Source organism: Pseudomonas sp. P7779, assembly GCF_013386315.1.
Classification (GTDB): Bacteria; Pseudomonadota; Gammaproteobacteria; order Pseudomonadales; family Pseudomonadaceae; genus Aquipseudomonas.
Window position 1 is genome coordinate 1 of the sequence record NZ_JACARZ010000081.1, and the last position, 21,012, is coordinate 21,012.

18 protein-coding genes are annotated in these 21,012 nt (G+C 61.8%); 7 read left to right on the top strand and 11 right to left on the bottom strand.

Going from position 1 to position 21,012, the window contains the following annotated elements:
* Nucleotides 1-68 precede the first annotated feature (68 nt).
* The 7 genes from msrA to HX869_RS23160 all read right to left on the bottom strand — a co-directional run bounded on the left by msrA (nt 69) and on the right by HX869_RS23160 (nt 6,808).
* Nucleotides 69-575: a peptide-methionine (S)-S-oxide reductase MsrA gene (msrA, locus tag HX869_RS23130; RefSeq protein WP_102605137.1), complete on the bottom strand. Its 507-nt coding sequence runs from the start codon at nt 573-575 to the stop codon at nt 69-71.
* Entirely contained in the window at nt 572-2,059 is a 1,488-nt protein-coding gene (locus HX869_RS23135; RefSeq protein ID WP_177022100.1) for an MFS transporter, read from the bottom strand. Before HX869_RS23135 ends, msrA begins: the two co-directional genes overlap by 4 nt.
* A gap of 200 nt (nt 2,060-2,259) precedes the next feature.
* On the bottom strand, nt 2,260-2,730 hold the full coding sequence (locus tag HX869_RS23140; protein ID WP_003215617.1) for an Lrp/AsnC family transcriptional regulator: 471 nt from the start codon (nt 2,728-2,730) through the stop codon (nt 2,260-2,262).
* Nucleotides 2,731-2,757: 27 nt separating this feature from the next.
* The gene (locus HX869_RS23145; protein ID WP_178903695.1) at nt 2,758-4,065 is read right to left on the bottom strand and encodes an FAD-binding oxidoreductase; all 1,308 of its coding nucleotides are present in this window, start codon (nt 4,063-4,065) and stop codon (nt 2,758-2,760) included.
* Between the two features lie 83 nt (nt 4,066-4,148).
* Nucleotides 4,149-4,988, bottom strand: coding sequence for a transporter substrate-binding domain-containing protein (locus HX869_RS23150; protein WP_003215621.1), 840 nt, complete (start codon nt 4,986-4,988; stop codon nt 4,149-4,151).
* A gap of 74 nt (nt 4,989-5,062) precedes the next feature.
* Nucleotides 5,063-5,827: an amino acid ABC transporter ATP-binding protein gene (locus HX869_RS23155; protein ID WP_023658742.1), complete on the bottom strand. Its 765-nt coding sequence runs from the start codon at nt 5,825-5,827 to the stop codon at nt 5,063-5,065.
* A gap of 15 nt (nt 5,828-5,842) precedes the next feature.
* Nucleotides 5,843-6,808, bottom strand: a complete 966-nt coding sequence (locus tag HX869_RS23160; RefSeq protein WP_087693732.1) for an amino acid ABC transporter permease — start codon at nt 6,806-6,808, stop codon at nt 5,843-5,845.
* A 215-nt stretch (nt 6,809-7,023) separates the two neighbouring features.
* On the opposite strand from HX869_RS23160, the gene HX869_RS23165 reads away from it, so the two are divergent.
* The 5 genes from HX869_RS23165 to HX869_RS23185 all read left to right on the top strand — a co-directional run bounded on the left by HX869_RS23165 (nt 7,024) and on the right by HX869_RS23185 (nt 12,754).
* Nucleotides 7,024-7,431, top strand: a complete 408-nt coding sequence (locus HX869_RS23165) for a VOC family protein (protein ID WP_003215625.1) — start codon at nt 7,024-7,026, stop codon at nt 7,429-7,431.
* Between the two features lie 581 nt (nt 7,432-8,012).
* Nucleotides 8,013-10,070 (top strand): methyl-accepting chemotaxis protein, encoded by a 2,058-nt coding sequence (locus tag HX869_RS23170; RefSeq protein ID WP_087693731.1) that lies wholly within the window; start codon nt 8,013-8,015, stop codon nt 10,068-10,070.
* A gap of 70 nt (nt 10,071-10,140) precedes the next feature.
* Nucleotides 10,141-11,046: a transcriptional regulator GcvA gene (gene gcvA, locus HX869_RS23175; protein WP_087693730.1), complete on the top strand. Its 906-nt coding sequence runs from the start codon at nt 10,141-10,143 to the stop codon at nt 11,044-11,046.
* A gap of 75 nt (nt 11,047-11,121) precedes the next feature.
* The gene (locus HX869_RS23180) at nt 11,122-11,949 is read left to right on the top strand and encodes a DMT family transporter (RefSeq protein ID WP_008434678.1); all 828 of its coding nucleotides are present in this window, start codon (nt 11,122-11,124) and stop codon (nt 11,947-11,949) included.
* Between the two features lie 43 nt (nt 11,950-11,992).
* Nucleotides 11,993-12,754: an SDR family oxidoreductase gene (locus HX869_RS23185; RefSeq protein ID WP_003215653.1), complete on the top strand. Its 762-nt coding sequence runs from the start codon at nt 11,993-11,995 to the stop codon at nt 12,752-12,754.
* Between the two features lie 61 nt (nt 12,755-12,815).
* Here HX869_RS23185 and tkt read toward each other — a convergent pair whose 3' ends face one another.
* Nucleotides 12,816-14,876 carry a transketolase gene (tkt, locus tag HX869_RS23190; protein ID WP_178903696.1) on the bottom strand — a complete coding sequence of 687 codons (2,061 nt, stop codon included), beginning with the start codon at nt 14,874-14,876 and terminating at the stop codon, nt 12,816-12,818.
* Between the two features lie 189 nt (nt 14,877-15,065).
* Between tkt and HX869_RS23195 the strand changes: the two genes are divergently transcribed.
* Complete coding sequence (locus HX869_RS23195; RefSeq protein ID WP_003215657.1) at nt 15,066-15,305, top strand: DUF465 domain-containing protein; 240 nt, start codon at nt 15,066-15,068, stop codon at nt 15,303-15,305.
* A gap of 125 nt (nt 15,306-15,430) precedes the next feature.
* Here the strand turns inward: HX869_RS23195 and HX869_RS23200 are convergent, their stop codons facing one another.
* A complete protein-coding gene (locus HX869_RS23200; RefSeq protein WP_178903697.1) occupies nt 15,431-16,798 on the bottom strand; it encodes a VOC family protein in 1,368 nt (455 codons plus the stop codon).
* A 195-nt stretch (nt 16,799-16,993) separates the two neighbouring features.
* Here HX869_RS23200 and HX869_RS23205 point away from each other — a divergent pair, with 195 nt between their 5' ends.
* The gene (locus HX869_RS23205) at nt 16,994-19,630 is read left to right on the top strand and encodes a glucosidase (protein WP_177122697.1); all 2,637 of its coding nucleotides are present in this window, start codon (nt 16,994-16,996) and stop codon (nt 19,628-19,630) included.
* Nucleotides 19,631-19,760: 130 nt separating this feature from the next.
* Here the strand turns inward: HX869_RS23205 and HX869_RS23210 are convergent, their stop codons facing one another.
* Nucleotides 19,761-20,075: an SCP2 sterol-binding domain-containing protein gene (locus HX869_RS23210; RefSeq protein ID WP_087694874.1), complete on the bottom strand. Its 315-nt coding sequence runs from the start codon at nt 20,073-20,075 to the stop codon at nt 19,761-19,763.
* Between the two features lie 56 nt (nt 20,076-20,131).
* A complete protein-coding gene (locus HX869_RS23215; protein ID WP_178903698.1) occupies nt 20,132-20,842 on the bottom strand; it encodes a histidine phosphatase family protein in 711 nt (236 codons plus the stop codon).
* Nucleotides 20,843-21,012 lie beyond the last annotated feature (170 nt).

Below are 21,012 nucleotides of genomic sequence, written 5' to 3' on the forward strand. Positions count from 1 at the left end.
GGCGGTGGGTCAGTGAAGAACTTGCTGACTGACACACCGCTTTCGCGAGCAAGCCCGCTCCCACATTTTCAACCGCGTTTCGGCAGCTTCCAGTTGGGTCGGATGAAGTGGCAGGTGTAGCCATTCGGAATCCGCTCCAGGTAATCCTGATGCTCCGGCTCCGCCTCCCAGAACGGCCCCGCCGGTTCGATTTCCGTCACGACACGGCCTGGCCACAACCCCGAGGCATCGACGTCGGCGGCGGTGTCTTCAGCGATGTCGCGTTGCTGTTCGCTCAGGTAATAAATCGCCGAACGGTAGCTGGGGCCCAGGTCGTTGCCCTGGCGGTTGGGCGTGCTGGGGTCGTGGATCTGGAAAAAGAACTCGAGGATCTGCCGGTAGGTGATCACCGTCGGGTCGAAGACGATCTCGATGGCTTCGGCATGGTTGCCGTGGTTGCGATACGTGGCATTCGGCACATCGCCGCCGGTGTAGCCGACCCGCGTGTGCAGCACGCCGGGGTAGCGGCGCAGCAGGTCTTGCATGCCCCAGAAGCAGCCGCCGGCGAGCAGGGCGGTTTCGGTCGGGTTGGTCATGGTCTGTGCTTCCCCTTGTTGGATACCTCGCTAGTTATGGGGGCAGGTTGGACGATTCCAAGGTCGAGGGGCGCGCCTTCGATCGGCTTTGTCCGCGTTGCCCGCAGCGCCATCAACAGCGCCAACACGGGTGCCAGGGTAAACAGCGCGAACAGCCAGCGCGCGGCATGGGCGATGCCGCCATTGCCCGCCACTTCATTGATGCCCGCCATGTTCGAGATCACCCCCGCCAGCGCCGCGCCCATGGCCATGGCGAACAGTTGCAGGGTGGTGATCGACGAAGCGGCCGTGTCCTTGTCCTGTTCCGAAGCCACTTGCAGGATGCGCGTCAGCAGGTGCGGCCAACCCAGGCCGATGCCGAACCCCACCAGGAACAGCCCCAGGCAGATAGGGGCCAGCAATGTCCATTCGCCCTGGCTGGCGATGGGCGTAGTGATCGCCAGCATCATCAAGCCCGCCACGATAAACAGCGGCCCCGCGATGATGGCGCGATGTGGGCCGCGGCCGGTCCAGCCGGAGCTGATGATTTCCGAGACCGTCCAGCCGGCCGCCATCAGCGCGGCCATGTAACCGGCGATCAGCGGCGACTGGCCATGCAAATGCTGCAGAAAGTACGGCATGAAGATCTCGCTGCTCATGCCGATCACCAACAGGCAGGTGGTCGCATAAAGCGCGCAGAGCGGGGTGCTGAACTTCAATGCATCCCGGGGCAAAAGACGCACGGTGGCGCTGGACTCCTTGCGGATCAACAGCACCACCAGCACGACGCAGGTGGCGATACCCAACAGGTTCCAGCTCGGCAGCGCCGAGACGCTGCCGGCACACACCGCCAGCACCGCGCCCGCCAGCAGCACCAGTTGTGGCACCGGCAAACGGGTGGTAGCGGTCGCCGTGGTGTCGCGTGGGGGCAGGGCGCGGCTGGTGAGTACCATGTACGCCAGGCTCACCGGCACCATCGAGCCGAAGGCCAGGCGCCACGCGTCCATCTCGGCAAACACACCACCCACCGCCGGCCCGACGAGCGTCGCCACGCCCCACATCCCCGACACCAGTGCCATTGCGCGCGGCCACAGGCGCTCTTCGAACACCAGTTGGATCATCGAGTAACACAGGGCCAGCAAGACCCCGCCGCCCAGTCCCTGGATGGAGCGCCCCGCGAGCATCACCGGCATGTTCGGCGCCAGGGCACAGATCAGCACGCCTACCATGAACACCAGTGTGGCCAGCGCATACGCCAGCCGTGGACCGGTGCGTTGCAACAGCTTGGAGGTGAGGGCGGAACCGAGGATCGAGGCCACCACGTACAGTGTGGTGCTCCACGCATAAAGCGCCAGGCCGCCGATTTCGGCCACCACCGACGGCAGGATGGTGGTGGCGATATAGGTGTTGGTGGCATACAGCGCGATGCCGCCTGAAAGGGCAATGGAGCGGGTGGCGTTCTTGCCGCTAAGCAACTCGCCCCAACTGCTGTCTTGGGTTTGCATCAACGATTCCTTGTAATGCGTTCGCGGTATGGAAGCCGGCGAAGGGCTAAGCGTCAGGCTTGAGGTAATTAACCAAGCAATTGCTTTTAATATTGCGTTGAGGCGAATTATTTTGCAAGGAATGACTTGTCAGGTGGCTGAGTCGCTATGGCAGCCGAGGGGGGGCGTGAGGCGCGCGGTTTCCCACGGCCAGCAGCACTTCACACCATCAGTTTCCGGCTGAACTTGGTTTCCATCACGATATGCGAAGCGGTGTGCGCCACCCCTTTGATCATGTTGATCCTGATGAGCTCGGCATTGAGTTCGCTCAGGGTGGCGGTGGCCAGGTGAATGATGAAATCGGATTCCCCCGAGACCGCGTAAACGGCCTGCACCGCTTCCATCCTGCGCAGCGAGGTCATCACATCGGTGTAGCTCTTGTTGGTGCAGGAGGTCATGGTAAAGCAGGTCACCGTCTGCTGAAGCCGGTCCTGGTCGATGCGCACGCTGTAGCCGGTGATGACGCCGGCCTTTTCCAGGCGGGTAATCCGCTCCTGCACCGCAGAGCGCGAGACCCCGAGCTTGCGGGCCAATGACGCGGTGGGTTCGCGTGCGTTGGCTTGCAGCAGGCCAAGCAATTGCCTGTCCTTGTCGGTGAGGTTAAACAGTGGACCGGGATTCTGCGTATCCATGGACACGTCCTTGACCCTCGCTGGGGTTCAGTTTTTATGAGTCGCCCTGTGTTGCGAGCGCTTTTCCTGAAACATATCCATCATTTTCAGGCCGGCGTAAACCGTTTGTGCGGCCGCCGGGCCCAGGGGGCCGCCATTCCATTCCAGGCCGTAGGCATCGAACAGGCGGTAGCGATCGGTTTCGCCGCAGATCGCCTCGGCGATGACGCGTGCGCCGATCGGCGCGGTGTTCATACCATGGCCACCAAATGATGTACACGCCCACAATCCCTGCCCCAGCGGGCCAATGTGCGGCATCTTGTGCCGCGCATAACCCATCAACCCGGACCAGGCCTTGTCGATCCTGATGCCGCGCAATTGCGGATAAACGTCGAGGATATCCTGCGTCAGCAATTGCCCCAGGCGTTTCTCATCCTGCAGGTTGCGCGTGGTAATGCGGCCGCCCCAGAGCAGGCGGTCGCCCTCGACGATTCGGTAATAGTCCGAGGCCCGGCGGTTATCGCCCACGGCATCGGAGGTACAGACCGCCTCGGCCAGGCGATCGCCCAGGTGCTCGGTCAGCACTGCATAGGTCGCGATCGGCAGGAAGGCGCGGCGTAATTTGCCGAACTCAGGCCCCCCATAGCCGCCGCAGCAGTACACCACGTGGGCACAATCGACAGTGCCCTGATCGGTGATGACCCGGTGTCGCCCGTTGCGGCTTTCGACGGCGGTCATGGGCGAGCGTTCATGGATTTTGCCACCACTTTGCTCGATCAGTCGGGCCAGGCCGAGGCAATAGTTCAAGGGGTGGAAGTGAAAGCCATGGTTGTCGCGCAGCGCCTGGAAATACCGCTCGGTCTTGAGCTTTTCGCGCACCGCCTGGCGATCCAGGTAGTCGAGGTGAAAGTCGAAATCCGCGGCCATTTTGTCCCGCACACGCTGCAGGTTGTCGCCATCCTCGTAGCGCACCACACTCAGTTTTCCCGGGGTTGGCGTGCAGCCGGGCAACTGATGACCGGCGATCATGCCCCGAACAATTTCGACGCCTTCAAGCGACAGTTTGAACAGCGCGGCGGCCGTCGGTTTGCCGCAGCGTCGCTCGATGGCGGCCAACCCTTCGGACCAGCCCTGGAGCACGAAGCCACCGTTGCGCCCCGACGCTCCCCAGGCCACGCGACCGGCATCCAGCAGCACCACCGACTGCCCGCGGGAGACCAGCTCCCACGCCGTGCTCAGCCCCGCCAGCCCGGCGCCGATCACGCACACATCGGCCCGGGCGTTGCCACACAGCGCCTGGCGTTCAGTCGTGTCGCGCATCGTGGCGGTGTAGTAATTGTTGTTATAGGTGTACATGAAGTCGGTCGTCCTTTTTTCGCGGCGCAGGCATACAGCGCGCCGCGTCGGGGACGGGGCGCCTGTACGGCCTGTGGGGGTTTTTACTGCACCTGGGTAAGGTCGGCGCCGTACCATTTCTCTGACAATTGCTTGAGCGTGCCGTCGGCTTTCATGTCGGCGACGATCTTGGTCAGCGCGCTGTTGAACGCCTCATCGCCCTTGTCCACGGCGATGGCCAAGGGTTCGTAGTAGGCGGGTTTGCCTTCCACCCTGACGATGGGGTAGCCATTCTTGACGGCGGCGACGATGGTGGGCAGGGCGGACAGGGTTGCGTTCAGGCGCACCCCGTCCCCCATGCGCAGGTCATCCAGCGGGCCCATGCTGTCGCCGTACGTGCGAACCTCGCCGGGGGTGACTTCGTAAGTGAAAGGCGGCACATCGGCGGCGTCGATCTTGAGGCGGCGGTTGATATAGTCCTCCGAAGTCGTACCGGCTTCGACGCCGATGATCTTGCCGTTCAGGTCCGCCACTTTGGTCTCGGCCGCGTCCTTGTGCACCGCGAATACATACGGCGTGTAGTAGTAGATCGCGGGGAAGTCGAGCACCCGGGTGCGCTCGGTGGTAGGCGTCATTGAGCCGACCGACAGGTCCCAGCGGCTCGACCAGCGCCCGGCGGTGATGATCCCGTATTCGGGCGTCACGAAGTCGACTTTGCTGCCCAGGCGTTTGCCGATTTCGCTGGCGACGTCGATATCGAAGCCTTGCAGCTTATTGTCCGGGCCAAGGAACGATTGCGGTGGCCAGTTGGCCGAGGTGGCCACCTTGATCACCTTGGTTTCATGGATGCGGTCGAGGGTCGAGCCCGCCCAGGCCGCGCCTGTGAGGCTGGTGAGGGCGGTGGCGACAGCGGCTGCGGTGAAGAAGCGAGTGAACGAGATCATGGGTAAGCCTCCAGTATCTTGAGTGCGGTGCCTGTTGTTTTTATCGGTGACTTCGCAAGGTTCGACGGTGCTGCTCAGTGGCTGAGAATCTGCGACAGGAATTCCCGGGCACGCTCGTGCTGCGGGTTGTCAAAAAACTCGGTGGGTTTGGCTTGCTCGATGATGCAGCCCTGGTCCATGAAGATGATTCGGTCGGCCACCCGCCGCGCGAATCCCATCTCGTGGGTGACGCAGACCATGGTGATGCCGTCCTGGGCCAGTTCGCCCATCACGTCCAGCACTTCCTTGACCATCTCGGGGTCAAGGGCCGACGTGGGCTCGTCGAACAGCATGATGCGCGGGCGCATGCACAAGGCCCGGGCAATGGCGACGCGCTGCTGCTGGCCGCCCGAGAGCTGGCTGGGGTATTTGTCGGCCTGGTTCCCGATGCGCACTCGGTCCAGGTATTCATAGGCCAGCTCGCGGGCCTGGGGCTCGCTGAGCTTGCTCACCAGGCGCGGTCCCACCATGAGGTTCTCCAGCACCGTCATGTGCGGGAACAGGTTGAACTGCTGGAACACCATGCCGACCTGGCGCCTTATGCCCGCCACGCAGGCGGCATCACGGGTCAACTCGGTGCCCTCGATGAACACGTGGCCTTTCTGGAAGTCTTCCAGCAGGTTCAGGCAGCGAATCAACGTGGACTTGCCGGAGCCCGACGGCCCGCAGACCACCACGATTTCACCGCTGGCAATGTGCAGGTCGATGCCCTTGAGCACATAAAAATCGCCATACCATTTATGCATGTCCTGGATCGATATTGCAGGGTATGGAGCAGGGACTATTGAGGGCTGATTCATCGTCATGCTCCTGGTTCAGCGATGGGCGCGGTTGAAGTGCTTTTCCAGGCGGGCCTGGACGGTTTCCAGCACGATCGACAGCAGCCAATACAGCACGGCGGCGGTGATCAGCATTTCCAGGTGCCGGAACTCGGCGCGTCCCTGGGTTCGTGCCAGGAACATCAGCTCCCAGACGCCGATCACCGACACCAGCGAACTGTCCTTGAGCATCGAGATGAACTGGTTGCCCGTTGGCGGAATGATCAAGCGCATGGACTGCGGGAGAATCACCCGGGTCATCGTCTGGAACGGGTTCAGGCCAATCGCCCGCGAGGCTTCCCACTGGCCCCGCGAGATGCTGCTGATACCGGCGCGGAAGATCTCCGTCATGTAGGCGCCATAACACAGCGAGAGCGCCAGGATCCCGGCTGGAACCGCGCCGACGACATAGCCCAGTTGAGGGATGCCCAGGTAAATCAGATAGATCTGGATCAGCAGCGGAACGCCGCGGAAAAACGAGGTGTAGAAGCTCGCAATCGCAATCGCGAAGCCGTTGGAAGACAAGCGCGCGGTGGCGCCCAGCAGCGCCAGGACGAACGCAATCGCAATCGAAATCGCCGACACGTAGACGGTCGTGAACACCCCCTGGGTGATCATGAAGCCGATTTTGGTCGCGATGAAACTGTAGGAAAGGTTGAAGGTGTCGAAGAACAACAGGAACAGCACCAGCAACTCGCACCAGACCGTGATGATCTGCGCGCGCAAGGGAAAGCGGCCAAGGATGAACAGGTTCAGCACCACCGTCAGGGTGAACGTGCCGCCCACTGCAATATCTCGTGCCAGTGGTGCCTTCAGGTCGAGAACGATGGGGCCCATCAAGTGGGAGAGGCGGCCATCACCGACGCCGCAGGCGAGCGTGATGATGAAAATCACCACGGCCACCGCGCCCATGAATACCGCGCTGTCCGTCATGCGGGTCTTGACGATATGGTCTCTGTACATGGCTTACGCGCCCCGGGGTGAGCCCCTTTATTGTTGTAAGCCCATTATGGGTTGACGAAATGCCGGGCGGCACCCTGCGGATTGTTGGGATTTGCGGTTTTCATTGGCGTATGAGGGGAGGGGAGCCGTACATATGCCGGGCGGAGTCATCAAGCTTTCGCCAGCAATCATTTCGCGCCAGACTCATGGGCATTCATTGCCCCAGGGTAGCCACCATGATTTCCCATGTGTTTTTAGGTACAGGTGATTTTGATCGGGCTTTTGCTTTCTATTCGAAGGTGATGGCTGAGTTGGGCCTCAGGTTGAAATTTTGCGATGCGGATAAACCGTGGGCCGGTTGGGTGGCTGAAACCGCACCTCGTCCGATCTTCGTCATTGGGGCGCCATTTGATGGCAACCCGAGTGCACCCGGGAATGGGCAGATGGTGGGGCTACTTGCGCCCAGTCGGGAAGCGGTTAGAAGAAGTTATACAGCGGCGTTGGCGCTCGGCGGGATATGTGAAGGAGAGCCTGGATTAAGGCCTCACTACCACCCCGATTATTACGGCGCGTATTTTCGAGATACTGATGGCAACAAGCTGTGCGTGTGCTGCCATGATCCACAAGCAAATTACCCTCGGTGAGGGTGAGTTGAACGAGCAAAAGCTGAGGCTGGGATTTCGCATAGGCCAGGACGCTACGCAGCAGTTTGTTTCCGATGCCTTTCTGGAACGTACATTCCGAAGAGCGTCGACCCGAAGCACCCTCTCAACACGTTTTGTGAGGACCCGTCGCCAACGTCTGCCATGTGAGTCCGAGCTGCATCAATTTCCCCACAGCAAAAGGTTCACCAGGTTCGGCAAACCCAGAAAGTAAATCCCGCTCTCCGCCGAAATTCCGGGCGCGCCGTCCATTGGCACTCCTGATTCAGCAAGCTCTCACCCTGTGGCGAGGGAGTAAGCTCCCTCGCCACAGGTTGTCGGCTGCCCTCACGCTTGCGGTATTGGTCAGACGGTTACCGTTCTGCCACCTGCGCTGAGTGCTTTCGCCCCATTTTCGCGCACGGTACAGCGTGTTTTGCACGACGTCCCGCCTATCCAGCGGGCCCGACAACAGCGGTCCGTTTCTTGCTAGAGCCAGCTTAATCAATGACATGGCATTTTGCCGTCAATCATTTCAAAGCTTGATTCGCTGTTGAGGCGAGTGGTTCTAGGAGTAGTCGGACATGCAAAGTGTGTTGTCGCCAGGTATCCGCCTGCTCGGACGTTTTGGATTCGCGCGCAAGTTCCAGATCCTGTTTTTCCTGTTCATGCTGCCCCTGGCGGGCAGCCTGTGGATGATCGCGCAGGAGTACCGCACCAAGCTGACGGTGATTTCCAATGAGCAATCCGGGGTGCGCGAACTGCTGGCGCTGGATGCCCTGGACGCCCAACTGACCGCCCAGCGCAACCTGGCGGCGCGCTGGAAAGCTGCCGACATCCTCCACGACCAGACACCCGCGGCCAAGGCGGCCATGACTGCGGTCGATACCAATTTCCCGCTGATCCTGCAAAGCGTGCAGGCCCTGGGCGAGGCCCTCAAAGCCCAGAACGCCCGCCCGGATACCCTTGCACGTTTTGAGGCATTGCAAGCCTCGGTCACGGGCATGGATTCCCAATCCCTGCGCACCGTGGGCTGGTGGCCGGATGGTTATGACCGCTTCACGTCTGCGCTGAGCGCGATGCAAACCCTGCGCGAACAGATCACCATGGACACCGGGTTGATCCTCGATCCGTGGCTTGAAACCTATTTGCTGATGCAGATTTCCACCCAGCAAACCCCCGACCTGATCGAGCGTATCGGGCGTATGGCGAGCGTCGGGCAGTCATCCATCGCATCGGGGCAGTTCACCCTGCAAAGCCGTTTGCAGATGCGTGATTTGCGCGGTCGCATCGGCGACGCAAGGGACCAGTTGGTCAAGGCCGCCGCATCCCTCAAGGCCAAGCAATACCCGGGGCTGCAAACCTGGATCGCGCCATACGACGACAGCTTGCAACTGCTGGACAACGAGCTGAAGACCCTGGACGAAGGCGTGTTCGGCGGCACCATCAAGCTCGATACCACCGGCTTCGAACGCAGTGTGGATGGCATGCTTGGTACCCTCGGCGCGTTGCGTAAACAGTCGCTGACCTCGCTGGACGCGCGCCTGGGTTACTACCGCGACAGCTCGCTCAAGCAATTCATCCCGGTGGCGGTCACGTTCAGCGTGCTGGCCCTGGCAGCCCTGTACCTGTTCGTGTGCTTGCAGGCATCGATTCGCCGCAGTGCCAGCGGCATCACCACCCTGGCCGAATCCCTGCGTGACGGTAATCTGTGCGTTGAAGTGGCGGTGGAAGGGCGCGATGAACTGGCGGCCATCAGCACGGCGCTCAACGTGGCGGTGGTGCAGTTGCGCACCAGCCTGCTGGGGGTCAATCACGAGACGCAGCAGTTGGGCTCTGCGGTGCTGACACTCAATTCGCAATCGGGCAGCACGCTGACCGAAGTGGAAGACCAGCAACAGCAGATCAGCCAGATTGCAGCGGCCGCCACACAGTTGGCCGCGACCTCCATGGGCGTCGCCAAGAGCTGCGAGCAGGCCTCCGGCAGCGCGCAGAAAACCCGGCAGATTGCCGAAGACAGCAGCCGCGACAGCCAGCGCACCACCGCGAGTATCCAGCAACTCAACCAGCGCTTGACCGACACCTCCGATGCATTGGAGCGCGTCAGCCAGCAGGGCCAGCAGATCCAGTCGGTGGTTGACACCATTCGGGGTATCGCCGAGCAGACCAACCTGCTGGCGCTGAACGCTGCCATCGAGGCTGCGCGGGCCGGTGAACAGGGCCGGGGTTTTGCGGTGGTGGCCGATGAGGTGCGCAGCCTCTCGCAACGGACCCAGGCTTCCACGGCGCAGATCGCCGGCACGGTGGACAGTTTGCGCGCGACGGTGAGCCAGGCGGTCACCCTGATGGGCGTGGCCTGTGAGCAGGCGGTGACCGATGCCGAGTCCGTCACGGGCCTGGGCCATCGCCTGGGGGAGATCGCCAGCGCGGTGCAGAGCGTCACTGACACCCTGGCGCAGATCGCCACGGCGGTTGAGGAACAGGCAGCGACGGCGGATGAAGTGAGCGGCAATATCCAGCAGGTTGACCAGGCCGCCGGGCGCTTGCTCGACGGCGCGCGGGCGGTGAACCAGGCGGCGGATAGGTTGAGCAAGGGCAGCCGGGCGTTGAGCGATAACACGGCGCGGTTCCAGCTGGGTTGAGGCGCGGCCTACAGCGCAATGGATAGATGTTCTATCATGAGCATCTATTCATAAACGGTGAAGCAATGCCATGAGAGACCTGCCACCCACCTCGACATTGCGCGCCTTTGAGGTTGCTACACGCCACGCAACCTTCACTTCGGCTTCAGAAGAGTTGCATGTCACCCAGAGTGCCGTCAGCCATCAGCTCAAACACCTTGAAGAACTCTGGGGGTTGCAGTTGTTCCAGCGGGGCAAGTCACTCAGCCTGACGCCTGCCGGAGCAGCCCTTGCGCCGATCGTGCGCGAGTTTTTCATGAACCTTGAGGCGACACTCGCGGACCTGCGCGAGCAAAAGGGCAGGGTCCGGCTCAAGGTCAGTACCACCTATTCCTTCGCGCTGAAATGGCTGCTGCCCCGATTGCCGAGCCTGGCCCAACGGCACCCTGAAATATTGGTCACCCTGGACTCCAGCGACAAGATCATCAACTTCTCCAGTGCGGAGGCTGATGTTGCGATCCGCCTGGGCAACGGGAATTACCCGGCGCTGTATTCGGAGTTCCTGTTCCGCGAGCAGATTTTTCCGGTGGCCAGTCCCGATCTGTTGAAACGCTTTGGCCGGCCACACACACCCGCCGAATTGCTGCGCTATCCCTTGCTGATGCGCGACGGCGCCGACCTGGTGCCGAAGTGGGAAGTCTGGTTCCAGCACGTCGGGCTCGCGATTGCGCCGCTCAAGGAAAGTGTCAGGTTTGCGGATACCAACATGACGATAGAGGCGGCCTTGCTCGGCCAGGGCATTGCATTGGCGCGCAGTGGGCATGTGGAGTCAGAGCTGAGCGATGGCAGCCTGGTGAGGCTGTTCGATGTGCCGTTCCCGTCACCGGTCGCTTATTACTTTGTCTGCCCCAAAGGCATCGAGTCCCAGCCGCATATCGTCAGCTTTCGTGATTGGCTGATGCAGGAAGCCGTAAACGCCGGACTGGCTTACGAATAAAGCATGAGGATTTGCTCATTCTTCAATGAGCAGACTTCGCTTCAGTTAAGGCGCCGGTTTGCTTAGGATGGGCGCATGCCTTATCCCATTATTCTCCTGGTCCTCTTCGCCGCCTTACTGCACGCCAGTTGGAATGCGCTGCTGCGTGGCGGCGCCGACCGGCTCTGGTCGATGACGGTGATGTGCCTGGCGGTCGCTATCGCCAGTGGCGGCGTTGCGGTGTTCCTGGACCCTCCGGCGCCAGCCAGCTGGTTTTATGTGGTGCTGTCAGCGGTGCTGCACGTGGGCTACAACCTGTTCCTGGTGCGTAGCTACAAAGTCGGAGACCTGGGGCAGACCTATCCGATTTCACGGGGCTCCTCGCCGGTGCTGATCACCCTGGGTGCCGCCGTGTTTGCCGGGGAGAGTGTCTCGGCCAGCTCGCTTCTGGGCATTGCCCTGGTGTCGGGCGGCATCATTTCCCTGGCGTTCAGGGGGCGCCGGCTCGCCGTTCCCAGCCTGCCATACGCCCTGGGCACCGGCTGTTTCATTGCCGCCTACAGCGTGACGGACGGCATCGGCGCGCGCCTGTCGGGTGCGCCGATGGCCTACACGGTGTGGATGTGCGCCTTGTGGGGCGTGTTGATGCCGGCGGTGTATATCGGCCTGCGGGGCCCGAAAAGTCTGTTCAGCCTGCGGCCCGGGTTTTTCACGGCCTTCGCCGGTGGGCTGGTGTCGCTCCTGGCCTACGGAATCATTATCTATGCCATGGCCGGTGCGCCCATGGGCGCGGTCTCGGCCTTGCGCGAGACCAGCGTGCTGTTTGCGGCACTGATCGGCTATTTCTTCCTGGGCGAGACACTGACGGTCCGCAAGGTGCTGGCGTGCGTGGTGATTGCCACGGGCACCATCCTGATCGGCTGACAGCAGGCAAAGCATTTTCCACCACCACATGAAGGTTCGCGCAATGGATACCGTCCCGCAGGCACCGCTGATTCTGATAACAGGTGGAAGTCGTGGCGTTGGCGCCGCCACCGCGCGGCTGGCCGCCGCACAAGGTTATGACGTGGCGATCAGCTTCGTTTCCGATGAGTCTGCCGCCCTCGCGGTGGTGGCGGATGTAGAAGCGGCAGGGCGCCGGGCGTTGGCCGTACGCGCGGACAGCGCAGACCCGGAGCAGGTCGTCCAGTTATTTGCGGCGATAGATCGGACGTTCGGGCGCATCGATGTGCTGGTTAACAACGCCGGGATCAACGCGTTGCAGTCCCGGGTCGAAGACTTGCCGTTCGAGCGGATGCAGCGGATTTTCGCGGTCAACGCGATCGGGCCGATGCTGTGTGCCCAGCAAGCGGTGAAGCGCATGTCGTTTCGTCACCAGGGGCGGGGTGGTGCCGTGATCAATATCTCGTCGGCATCCGCCCGGCTGGGCAGCCCCAACGAATATGTCGACTACGCCGCATCAAAGGGGGCTCTCGAGACCTTCACCATCGGGTTTGCCAAGGAAGTGGCCAGGGAGGGAATACGCGTCAACTGCATCCGCCCCGGGCATATCTACACCGACATTCACGCCAGTGGCGGGGAGCCAGGGCGGGTTGATCGCGTAAAGGATTCGATTCCCATGGGCCGCGGCGGCCAGCCTGAAGAAGTGGCTCGGGCGATCCTGTGGCTGGCAGGCGCCGAGGCGTCCTTCATCACCGGTACGTTCCTGGATGTCACCGGCGGGAAATGAGCAGCAGGGCGTGGCACCGAGGTTTCCCTCGGTAGGCCACGCCCGGCATGCATGCACTGGGTCAGCTGTTGAGCCTGACTTGCTCCTTCGCCAGCTTCACCACATTGTCCAGGGTAAAGCCGAACTGGGCCTGCAACTTGGCCAAGGGTGCCGAGGCGCCAAAGCTGTTCATCACCACCTTGGCCCCGGTCTGCCCGACGTAGCGGTCCCAACCCAACGGGCCGGCCTGTTCCACCACCAGGCGTGCCTTCACTGCGGGTGGCAGCACGCTGTCGCGGTAGGCCTGGTCCTGTTCTTCGAACAGTTCCCAGCTCGGCATCGACACCACTTGCGCCGCCACGCCCTCGGCCTTCAGTTGCTCATAGGCGTCTACCGCCAGGCTGACTTCACTGCCGGTGGCCATCAGGATCACCTGGGGCTTATCGGCGCCGGCCAGCACATACGCGCCACGGGAAGTGCCCGACGCCGCTGCGTATTTCGTGCGGTCCAGGGTCGGCAGGTTCTGCCGCGACAGCACCACGCAGGTCGGCCGATGGGTCTGGGCCAGGGCGATCTTCCAGGCTTCCAGGGTTTCATTCGCGTCGCCCGGGCGCAGGGTCAGCAAACCCGGGGTGGCCCGCAGTTGGGTCAGGTGTTCGATGGGCTGGTGAGTGGGGCCGTCTTCGCCGACACCAATCGAGTCATGGGTAAACACGAACACCACCGGCAGCTCCATGATTGCCGCGAGGCGAATCGGCGGCTTCATGTAATCGCTGAACACCAGGAAGGTCGAGGTGTAGGGCCGCAGGTACGACAGCGCCATGCCGTTGGCAATCGCGCCCATGGCATGTTCACGAATACCGAAGTGCAGGTTGCGCCCGCCGTAGTTCTCGGCGCTGAAGCGCCCGGCGTCGTCGAACGTCAGGTTGGTCTTGGTGGACGGCGACAAATCGGCCGAGCCCCCCAGCAGCCACGGGATCTGCTTGGCAAACGCATTCAACACCTCGCCCCCGGCGGCACGGCTGGCGACGCCCTTGGCATCCGCGTCGAAGCTCGGCAGTTGCTCCTGCCAATGCTCGGGCATCTCGCCGGCACGCATGCGGCGCAGTTCATCGGCCAGTTCCGGTTCGTACTGTTCGAGGTGGGACAGGGTCTCAGTCCATTGCTCATACAGCGGCTTGCTGCGCTTGAGCAGTGCATCCCGCAGGACCGTGCGCGCTTCATCCGGCACCAGGAAGCTTGAGTCTTCGGGCCAGCCGTACGCGGCTTTGGTCAGGCGGATTTCTTCTTCGCCCAAAGGCTCGCCATGGGCCGACGCGGTGTTGTGCTTGTGGGGCGAGCCATAGCCGATCACGCTGTCGACCACGATCAGCGTCGGTGCCCCGGTATTTTTCTGGAAGGTGCTAAGCGCGTCGCTCAAAGCCAGCAGGTTGTTCGCATCGGTGACGTGCAAGGTGTGCCAGCCATAAGCCTGGAAACGCTTGATCACGTCTTCGCTGAAGGCCAGTTCAGTGTGGCCTTCGATGCTGATGGTGTTGTTGTCGTAGATCCAGCACAGGTTCTCCAGCTTCAAGTGCCCGGCGATGGACGCGGCTTCGCTGCTGATGCCTTCCATCATGTCGCCGTCGCCGCACAGGGTGTAGACGTTGTAGTCGAACAGCACCTGGTCGTCACGGTTGAAACGCTTGGCCAGCCAACGCTCGGCCATGGCCATGCCGACGCTGTTGGCGCACCCCTGGCCGAGGGGGCCGGTGGTGGTTTCCACACCGGTGGTCATGCGGTATTCGGGGTGGCCGGGAGTTTTGGAGCTCATCTGCCGGAACTGCTTGATGTCATCCAGGCTGATGGCCGGCTGGCCGGAGCGCTTGCCGTGGGCGTCAATCTCCACCACGCCGGCCAGGTGCAACAGCGAATACAACAGCATCGAGGCATGGCCCACCGACAATACGAAACGGTCACGGTTGGGCCAGTCGGGGTGCTCGGGGTGATAGCGCAGGAAGCGGCTCCACAAGGTGTAACCGACGGGCGCCAGGCCCATGGGCGTGCCGGGGTGGCCGGAGTTGGCCTTTTGCACAGCGTCCATGGCGAGGGTACGAATGGTGTTGATGCACTGGGTGTCGACAGCGTTGGCAGCGTGATTCATGGAACCTGTTCTCCATCGGGTGACGATCTACAGTGGAGGGCAGCGTGCGCCAAAGGTTTTATGAAATCGTCTGCCCCGCGACGAACGGGGACGCAAACGCGACAGGTTGATCTCAAACATGACAAGAGCCCGCCGGATGGGCTAGCTTCAAGGGGCATTCAGTCAATGATCAACTTGCGGAGGTACTCCATGCCAGTGAAACACGACCTGTATCAGGACCTGGGTTTGAGCAAGGAAGCTATTCATGAACGCAGGGCGAGCGATAACCGATTGGATTCGCTGCTCCACCAATACGACAGCGCCGACAAGGAGGTGCTGGAGCTTGAGTCCTCAAGCGGCGGTGACGAGGAGCTGGAGAAGCTGAAGAAGAAACGCCTGTTGATCAAAGACAAGATCGTCGAGCAACTGGAGAAAGCGACGGCCAAGTAGAAGATTTGTTCAGAATTGCCCGAAAGACAGCAGCACCGCCGCTGCCTATCATGCCAACCGTTCGCCCGGCACTGGGGCTCTTAGACGGCGCATGGAATGCGCTGTGGCCGGGCGAACTCTCTCTTTCAAGCCAGCAGCGCGCGCTTGCATTCGTCAATCGAGCGCTGCTGGGTTTCACCGTACAACTTCAACTCGTCGATAGTCTGGCGACCCAGGGCCTTTTCAAACTCGGCCTGGTTGGAGTTGGCCGCGTAGTGACTCTGCGCCGCATCCCCCAGGTTCGACTGGAAAATCCCCGCCGCACTCACCGGCAGAAAATCTTCGTACACCAACGGCTCCACGTCCACGTGGCCGGCGGCGATCAGTTCGTCCAGGGTTTTAACTTTGTCCTGGGCGGCCAAGCCTTTCTCGGTTACGAAGTAGCGGAAGTACGCCAGTTCCTGCTCACGCATCTGCTGGTAATTATCGGGAAACGCCTGGAAGTGCTGCTCCATCAATTCGGTGTAGCGCCCGGCATTGGCCTCATTCGGAAACGCGCCCAATTCATCCCGTGCGGCATTCAGCAATTGGTCGTACAGCGCGCGGCCCTTGGGGGTCAGCGCCACGCCGCGTTGTTCGATTTCACCAAAGCGCGCGCTGTGGCTGCCCTTGGCATCGGTAAAGGCAATGGCTTCATCCAGGGCCTTGAAGCTGGTCTGGCGCAGCAGTATCGGGCACTGGCGGCGGGGCGGGCCTTCGATCACCGCCTTGGGGGTGATGCCTTTGCCGGGCATTGCGGCCTGCACCTGGTCAATGTCCAGGGTGCGCGGTGTCAGGTGGTTGATGTGCGGGCCCTTGAAGGCGACCACGTCGGCGATCAGCCGGTGCTGGTCGCTCAGTTGCTGGTATTGCGCGGCCGTGACGGTGGCGGTGTGGTGCCAGCGGAAGGTTTCCAGGGCTTGCTGGATAAACTCTTCGGCATGGGCGGCATCGAGGCCGCCGTCGGCTTCGGCTTGCTGGATCAACTCAAGGGCGCGTGGGGTGAAGATCGAACGCTTGGCCAGGGCTGACTGGGCGAAGGCCCGCAGTTCAGTATTTTCGATCAGTTCCAGACGCAGCAGTGAAGTGAACACTCGGAACGGGCTGGTTTGCAGGGCGCTTTCATGCACGGCGCGAAAGGCGGTGGAGTGCACCGGCACCCCGGCAGGCGTGAGGTCGTAATAGCCCACCGGCTGCATGCCCATCACCGCAAACAGGCGGCTGATGGTCGCCAGTTCTTCAGCGGTGCCCAGTCGGATGGCGCCGTGGCGCTCCCTGTCCAGGCGCTGGATTTCCCCGGTGCGCTTCAGTTGTTGCGCCAGCGCGGTGTCGGTTTCCAGCACCCGGGCATTGGTCTCGGCCACCAGTTCCATCAGTGCGCCATACAGCGGCACTTCATCGCGGTACATGTCGGACATGGCCTTGGAGAAGCCTTTGCGAATCTCGTCAGGGCTGACTGGGCGGGCGGCGGGCATAGAAAAATTCCTGGCGGCTATAGAGAGGAAAGGCACGGTTGCCTGATTTTGTTGGGCCTGCCGACGCCTTGCAAACGAAGATTCCTCTGGACTTCATTCTGCAAATGAATGAGCTGGATGACGTCAGCTTCACGTGCATCTCACCGTCGAAGGGCTCTACACTGGCCGTCACCTCTGAACGCGACGGAAGACTCGATGACGGCACAGCCTGCGACGAACATTCTGGAAACGATTGAAGGCCAGCGCCTGGCCAAGCCTGACGGCGAGCGCTGGCGTGACTGGGGCCCCTACCTGAGCGAGCGGCAATGGGGCACGGTGCGCGAAGACTACAGCGCCGACGGCGATGCCTGGCGCTACTTCCCCCACGAACATGCCCGCAGCCGCGCCTACCGCTGGGGCGAGGATGGCCTGGCGGGCTTCAGCGACAAGGCCCAGCGCTGGTGCCTGGGCCTGGCGCTGTGGAACGAGCACGACGCGATCATCAAGGAGCGTCTGTTCGGCCTGAACAACGCCGAGGGCAACCACGGCGAAGACGTCAAGGAACTGTACTTTTTCGTCGATGGCGTGCCGAGCCATGCCTACATGCGCATGCTCTACAAATACCCTCACGCGGCCTTTCCCTACGATGACCTGATCACCGAGAACGCCCGCCGTGGCCTTGGAGATGCCGAATACGAGATCCTCGATACCGGGGTTTTCGAAGACAACCGCTATTGCGATGTCACCGTCGAATACGCCAAGCACCAGCCCGATGATGTGTTCATGCGCATTACCGTGCACAACCGTTCGGACCAATCCACACGCCTGCAGGTGTTGCCGCACCTGTGGGCGCGCAACGACTGGAGTTGGACCCACGATGCCCCCAGGCCCGAGTTGCGCCTGGAGGGCGAACAGGTGGTGGCGCGGCACCATGAGCTGTTCGATCGCCACCTCAGTGCCTGGGGCCAGGACGGGGTGGAATGGCTGTTCTGCGAGAACGAAACCAACTACCCCAGGCTGGACGGGCAACCGGCGCCGGGGCCGTTCAAGGACGGGATCAACGACTATGTGACCACGGGCCTGGAATCGGCTATTCGCCGGGATTCGGGCACGAAAGTGGCCGCGCGTTTCATCCTGGAACTGGCGGGTCAGGAAAGCAAAACCCTGTACCTGCGCTTCGCCCCGGCGGAGGCGCCGTGGATCAATGCGCGCAAGCTATTCGAAGAGCGCCGCCAGGAGACCGATGACTTTTACGCGGCGCTGCAACAGGGCATCGCCGATGAAGACGCACGCAATGTGCAGCGCCAGGCCCTGGCCGGGTTGCTGTGGTCCAAGCAGCTGTACTACTTCGACGTGAATCAATGGCTCGACGGCGACCCGGCCCAGCCCGCGCCGCCGCCCGAGCGTTTGCATATCCGTAATACCCATTGGCGGCACTTGTCGAATTTCGACATTCTCTCGATGCCCGACACTTGGGAATATCCGTGGTATGCCTCCTGGGACCAGGGGTTCCAGGCGGTGGCCGTTGCCCTGATCGACCCCGGTTATGCCAAGCAGCAACTGTTGCTGTTGGTGAAAGACCGCTTCATGCATCCCAACGGTCAGTTGCCGGCCTACGAGTGGCGTTTTGACGACGCCAACCCGCCGGTGCATGCCTGGGCCAGTTGGCGGGTGTATCAGCAGGACAAGGCGCTGAATGGCGTGGGCGACATGGATTTCCTCGAGCGGATCTTCCACAAGCTGCTGCTGAATTTTTCCTGGTGGGTTAACCGTAAGGACGCCGAGGGCCGCAACCTGTTCCAGGGTGGGTTTCTCGGGCTGGACAACATTGCGCTGTTTGATCGCTCGGCTGATTTGCCGCCGGGTTATCAGTTGGACCAGGCGGACGGCACTGCCTGGGTGGCCGCCTATGCCCTGGACCTGATGCGCATCGGCCTGGAGCTGGCCAAGCGTAACGTGGTGTATGTGGATATTGCGGTGAAATTCTTCGAGCACTTCCTGTACATCGCCGGGGCGATCAACCGCGTCGACAATGGCGATGAAGGCTTGTGGGATGAGCAGGACCAGTTTTTCTATGACGTGCTGCATCGGCCTGGCGGTGAAAGCGAACCGGTGCGCCTGCGCTCCATCGTCGGCCTGATGCCGCTGTTTGCGGTGCTGGTGCTGGAGCAGCGCGAGCACGAAGGGTTGGAGGGGTTGCGCGAGCGATTGCTGGGTTTTATGAAACACCGGCCGGACCTGGCCAAGCTGGTGTCGCGCTGGAACGAGCCGGGGCAGGGTAATCGCCTGCTGCTGGCGCTGTTGCGGGGGGAGCGGACCAAGGATTTGCTGCGGCGGATGCTGGATGAGTCGGAGTTTCTCTCCACCTTTGGGGTGCGGTCGCTGTCGAAAGCGTTCGCCGAGGAACCGCTGGCGCTGAAGATGAATGGCAATACCCTGTGTGCCCGCTATGAGCCGGCGGAGTCGGATTCGCGGCTGTACGGCGGTAACTCCAATTGGCGCGGGCCGTTGTGGATGCCGGTCAACTACATGCTGATCGAATCGTTGCGGGAGTTTCACCGCTACTACGCGGATAATTTCTCGGTGGAGTATCCGGCGGGGAGTGGGTATCTGGCGTCGTTGGAGGAGGTTGCGCAGGGGCTGAGCCAGCGGTTGACGAGCCTGTTTCTGAGGGATGAGAACGGTTCAAGGCCGTCGATGGTGGGGTATGCACAGTTGGAGGCGGACCCGGCGAGCCGCGACCTAGTGTTGTTCCATGAGTATTTTCATGGCGAGACCGGGCGGGGGTTGGGGGCTTCGCATCAGACAGGGTGGAGTGCGTTGGTGGCGCTGTTGTTGCAGCCAAAAACCTGAAAACAGCACAATCAAAATGTGGGAGCGGGCTTGCTCGCGAAAGCGGTGGGTCAGCCAACAAATCCTGCGCTGATACACCGCTTTCGCGAGCAAGCCCGCTCCCACACGGGTCTTGCCAGGGTTGCCCTGATCAGGCCGGGAACAGCTCGCTCAATTTCATGGCCAGCATCATGTCGCCTTCAGTGCGCAGTTTGCCGCCCATGAATGCCTGCATGCCGTCGGTTTCGCCGCTGACGATGCCTTTCATAGTGTCGCCGTCCATCACCAGGGTGACTTGGGCGTCCGGGTTTTCACCTTCCAGCAGTTCGCAGGTGTTGTTTTTCACGACCAGCGAGAAGTTCTGGGTGTCGTCGATACGGAAACCGAACACCAGGTCCAGGCCGTCGGCAGCGGCTGGGTTGAATTTGGCTTTCATTGCTTCTACGGCTTTAGCTACGTCAGTCATGGTTTCGATCCTTTTATGGTGAGTCCAGTGACCTTGGGGTCACGGTTGGCCGCAATTCATCGGAAAGTGATGAGCTGCGGCGCCTTCAACAGTTGCAAGTGGGTATGGCTGTTGAAGGAAGCCAGTGCCACCTCGCGACCACGGAATTTCAGCTGGTTGAGCGAGGTGTTAACAATTTGCCAGTTCAGTTCAAAGGCCTGTGCAGCAGGCATTCGGGTAATCAGGTGGAGCAGGGCCGTGATGGTGCCGCCGGAGGTGAACACGGCGATCTTGTCACGGTTGTCGGCGGCTTCGAGGATGCGTTGCAGGCCACCCTGGACACGTTCGACAAATCCCAGCCAGCTTTCCAGGCCCGGCGGGTCGTAGGTGCCGGCCAGCCAGCGTTCGATGATCAGGGAAAAGATGCGCTGGAATTCGCCACGGTTTTGCGCGGCGTTGCGCAGGATATGCAGGGCTTCGGGTTCGCTGTGCAGCAGGTCCGGGAGCAGGGCGCGGATGATCGCCTCGGCGTCGAACTCGTTGAACGCGCTGTCGATTTCCAGCGTGGGTACCGGCAGGCCGAGGGCGCTGTATTGGTCGAAGGCGGCGGTGGCGGTGTGCTGCTGGCGGCGCAGGTCGCCCGACACGCAGCGGTCGAAGCCCAGGCCCAGTTCCGCCAGGTGGCGGCCCAGCACTTGCGCCTGTTGCACACCGATGGGCGACAGCACGTCGTAGTCGTCTGCACCGAAGGAGGCCTGGCCATGTCGAATCAGGTAGATGCTGCCCACGTCCGTTTTCCCGGTACGTTGAAAGTCTGGCGAGGTTATGAGGATGCCGGGAAGCTGTCAATGAAAAAACATACGCTTGTTTTAAAAGGTCGTTAGAGGCCCGCTGCTGGCGGTTTGATCACTGGCTCCATGGCGGTGGCGTCGGTATGCTTGGGCAATCCGCGCCTGGC

Bases quoted from the DNA above. Each gene is read 5' to 3' on its own strand.
- HX869_RS23210 (WP_087694874.1), bottom strand. From the start codon at position 20,075: ATGACTGACGTAGCTAAAGCCGTAGAAGCAATGAAAGCCAAATTCAAC.
- HX869_RS23150 (WP_003215621.1), bottom strand. From the start codon at position 4,988: ATGATCTCGTTCACTCGCTTCTTCACCGCAGCCGCTGTCGCCACCGCC.
- HX869_RS23135 (WP_177022100.1), bottom strand. From the start codon at position 2,059: ATGCAAACCCAAGACAGCAGTTGGGGCGAGTTGCTTAGCGGCAAGAAC.
- HX869_RS23205 (WP_177122697.1), top strand. From the start codon at position 16,994: ATGACGGCACAGCCTGCGACGAACATTCTGGAAACGATTGAAGGCCAG.
- HX869_RS23145 (WP_178903695.1), bottom strand. From the start codon at position 4,065: ATGTACACCTATAACAACAATTACTACACCGCCACGATGCGCGACACG.
- HX869_RS23165 (WP_003215625.1), top strand. From the start codon at position 7,024: ATGATTTCCCATGTGTTTTTAGGTACAGGTGATTTTGATCGGGCTTTT.
- gcvA (WP_087693730.1), top strand. From the start codon at position 10,141: ATGAGAGACCTGCCACCCACCTCGACATTGCGCGCCTTTGAGGTTGCT.
- HX869_RS23200 (WP_178903697.1), bottom strand. From the start codon at position 16,798: ATGCCCGCCGCCCGCCCAGTCAGCCCTGACGAGATTCGCAAAGGCTTC.
- msrA (WP_102605137.1), bottom strand. From the start codon at position 575: ATGACCAACCCGACCGAAACCGCCCTGCTCGCCGGCGGCTGCTTCTGG.
- HX869_RS23170 (WP_087693731.1), top strand. From the start codon at position 8,013: ATGCAAAGTGTGTTGTCGCCAGGTATCCGCCTGCTCGGACGTTTTGGA.
- tkt (WP_178903696.1), bottom strand. From the start codon at position 14,876: ATGAATCACGCTGCCAACGCTGTCGACACCCAGTGCATCAACACCATT.
- HX869_RS23180 (WP_008434678.1), top strand. From the start codon at position 11,122: ATGCCTTATCCCATTATTCTCCTGGTCCTCTTCGCCGCCTTACTGCAC.
- HX869_RS23155 (WP_023658742.1), bottom strand. From the start codon at position 5,827: ATGAATCAGCCCTCAATAGTCCCTGCTCCATACCCTGCAATATCGATC.
- HX869_RS23195 (WP_003215657.1), top strand. From the start codon at position 15,066: ATGCCAGTGAAACACGACCTGTATCAGGACCTGGGTTTGAGCAAGGAA.
- HX869_RS23140 (WP_003215617.1), bottom strand. From the start codon at position 2,730: ATGGATACGCAGAATCCCGGTCCACTGTTTAACCTCACCGACAAGGAC.
- HX869_RS23160 (WP_087693732.1), bottom strand. From the start codon at position 6,808: ATGTACAGAGACCATATCGTCAAGACCCGCATGACGGACAGCGCGGTA.
- HX869_RS23185 (WP_003215653.1), top strand. From the start codon at position 11,993: ATGGATACCGTCCCGCAGGCACCGCTGATTCTGATAACAGGTGGAAGT.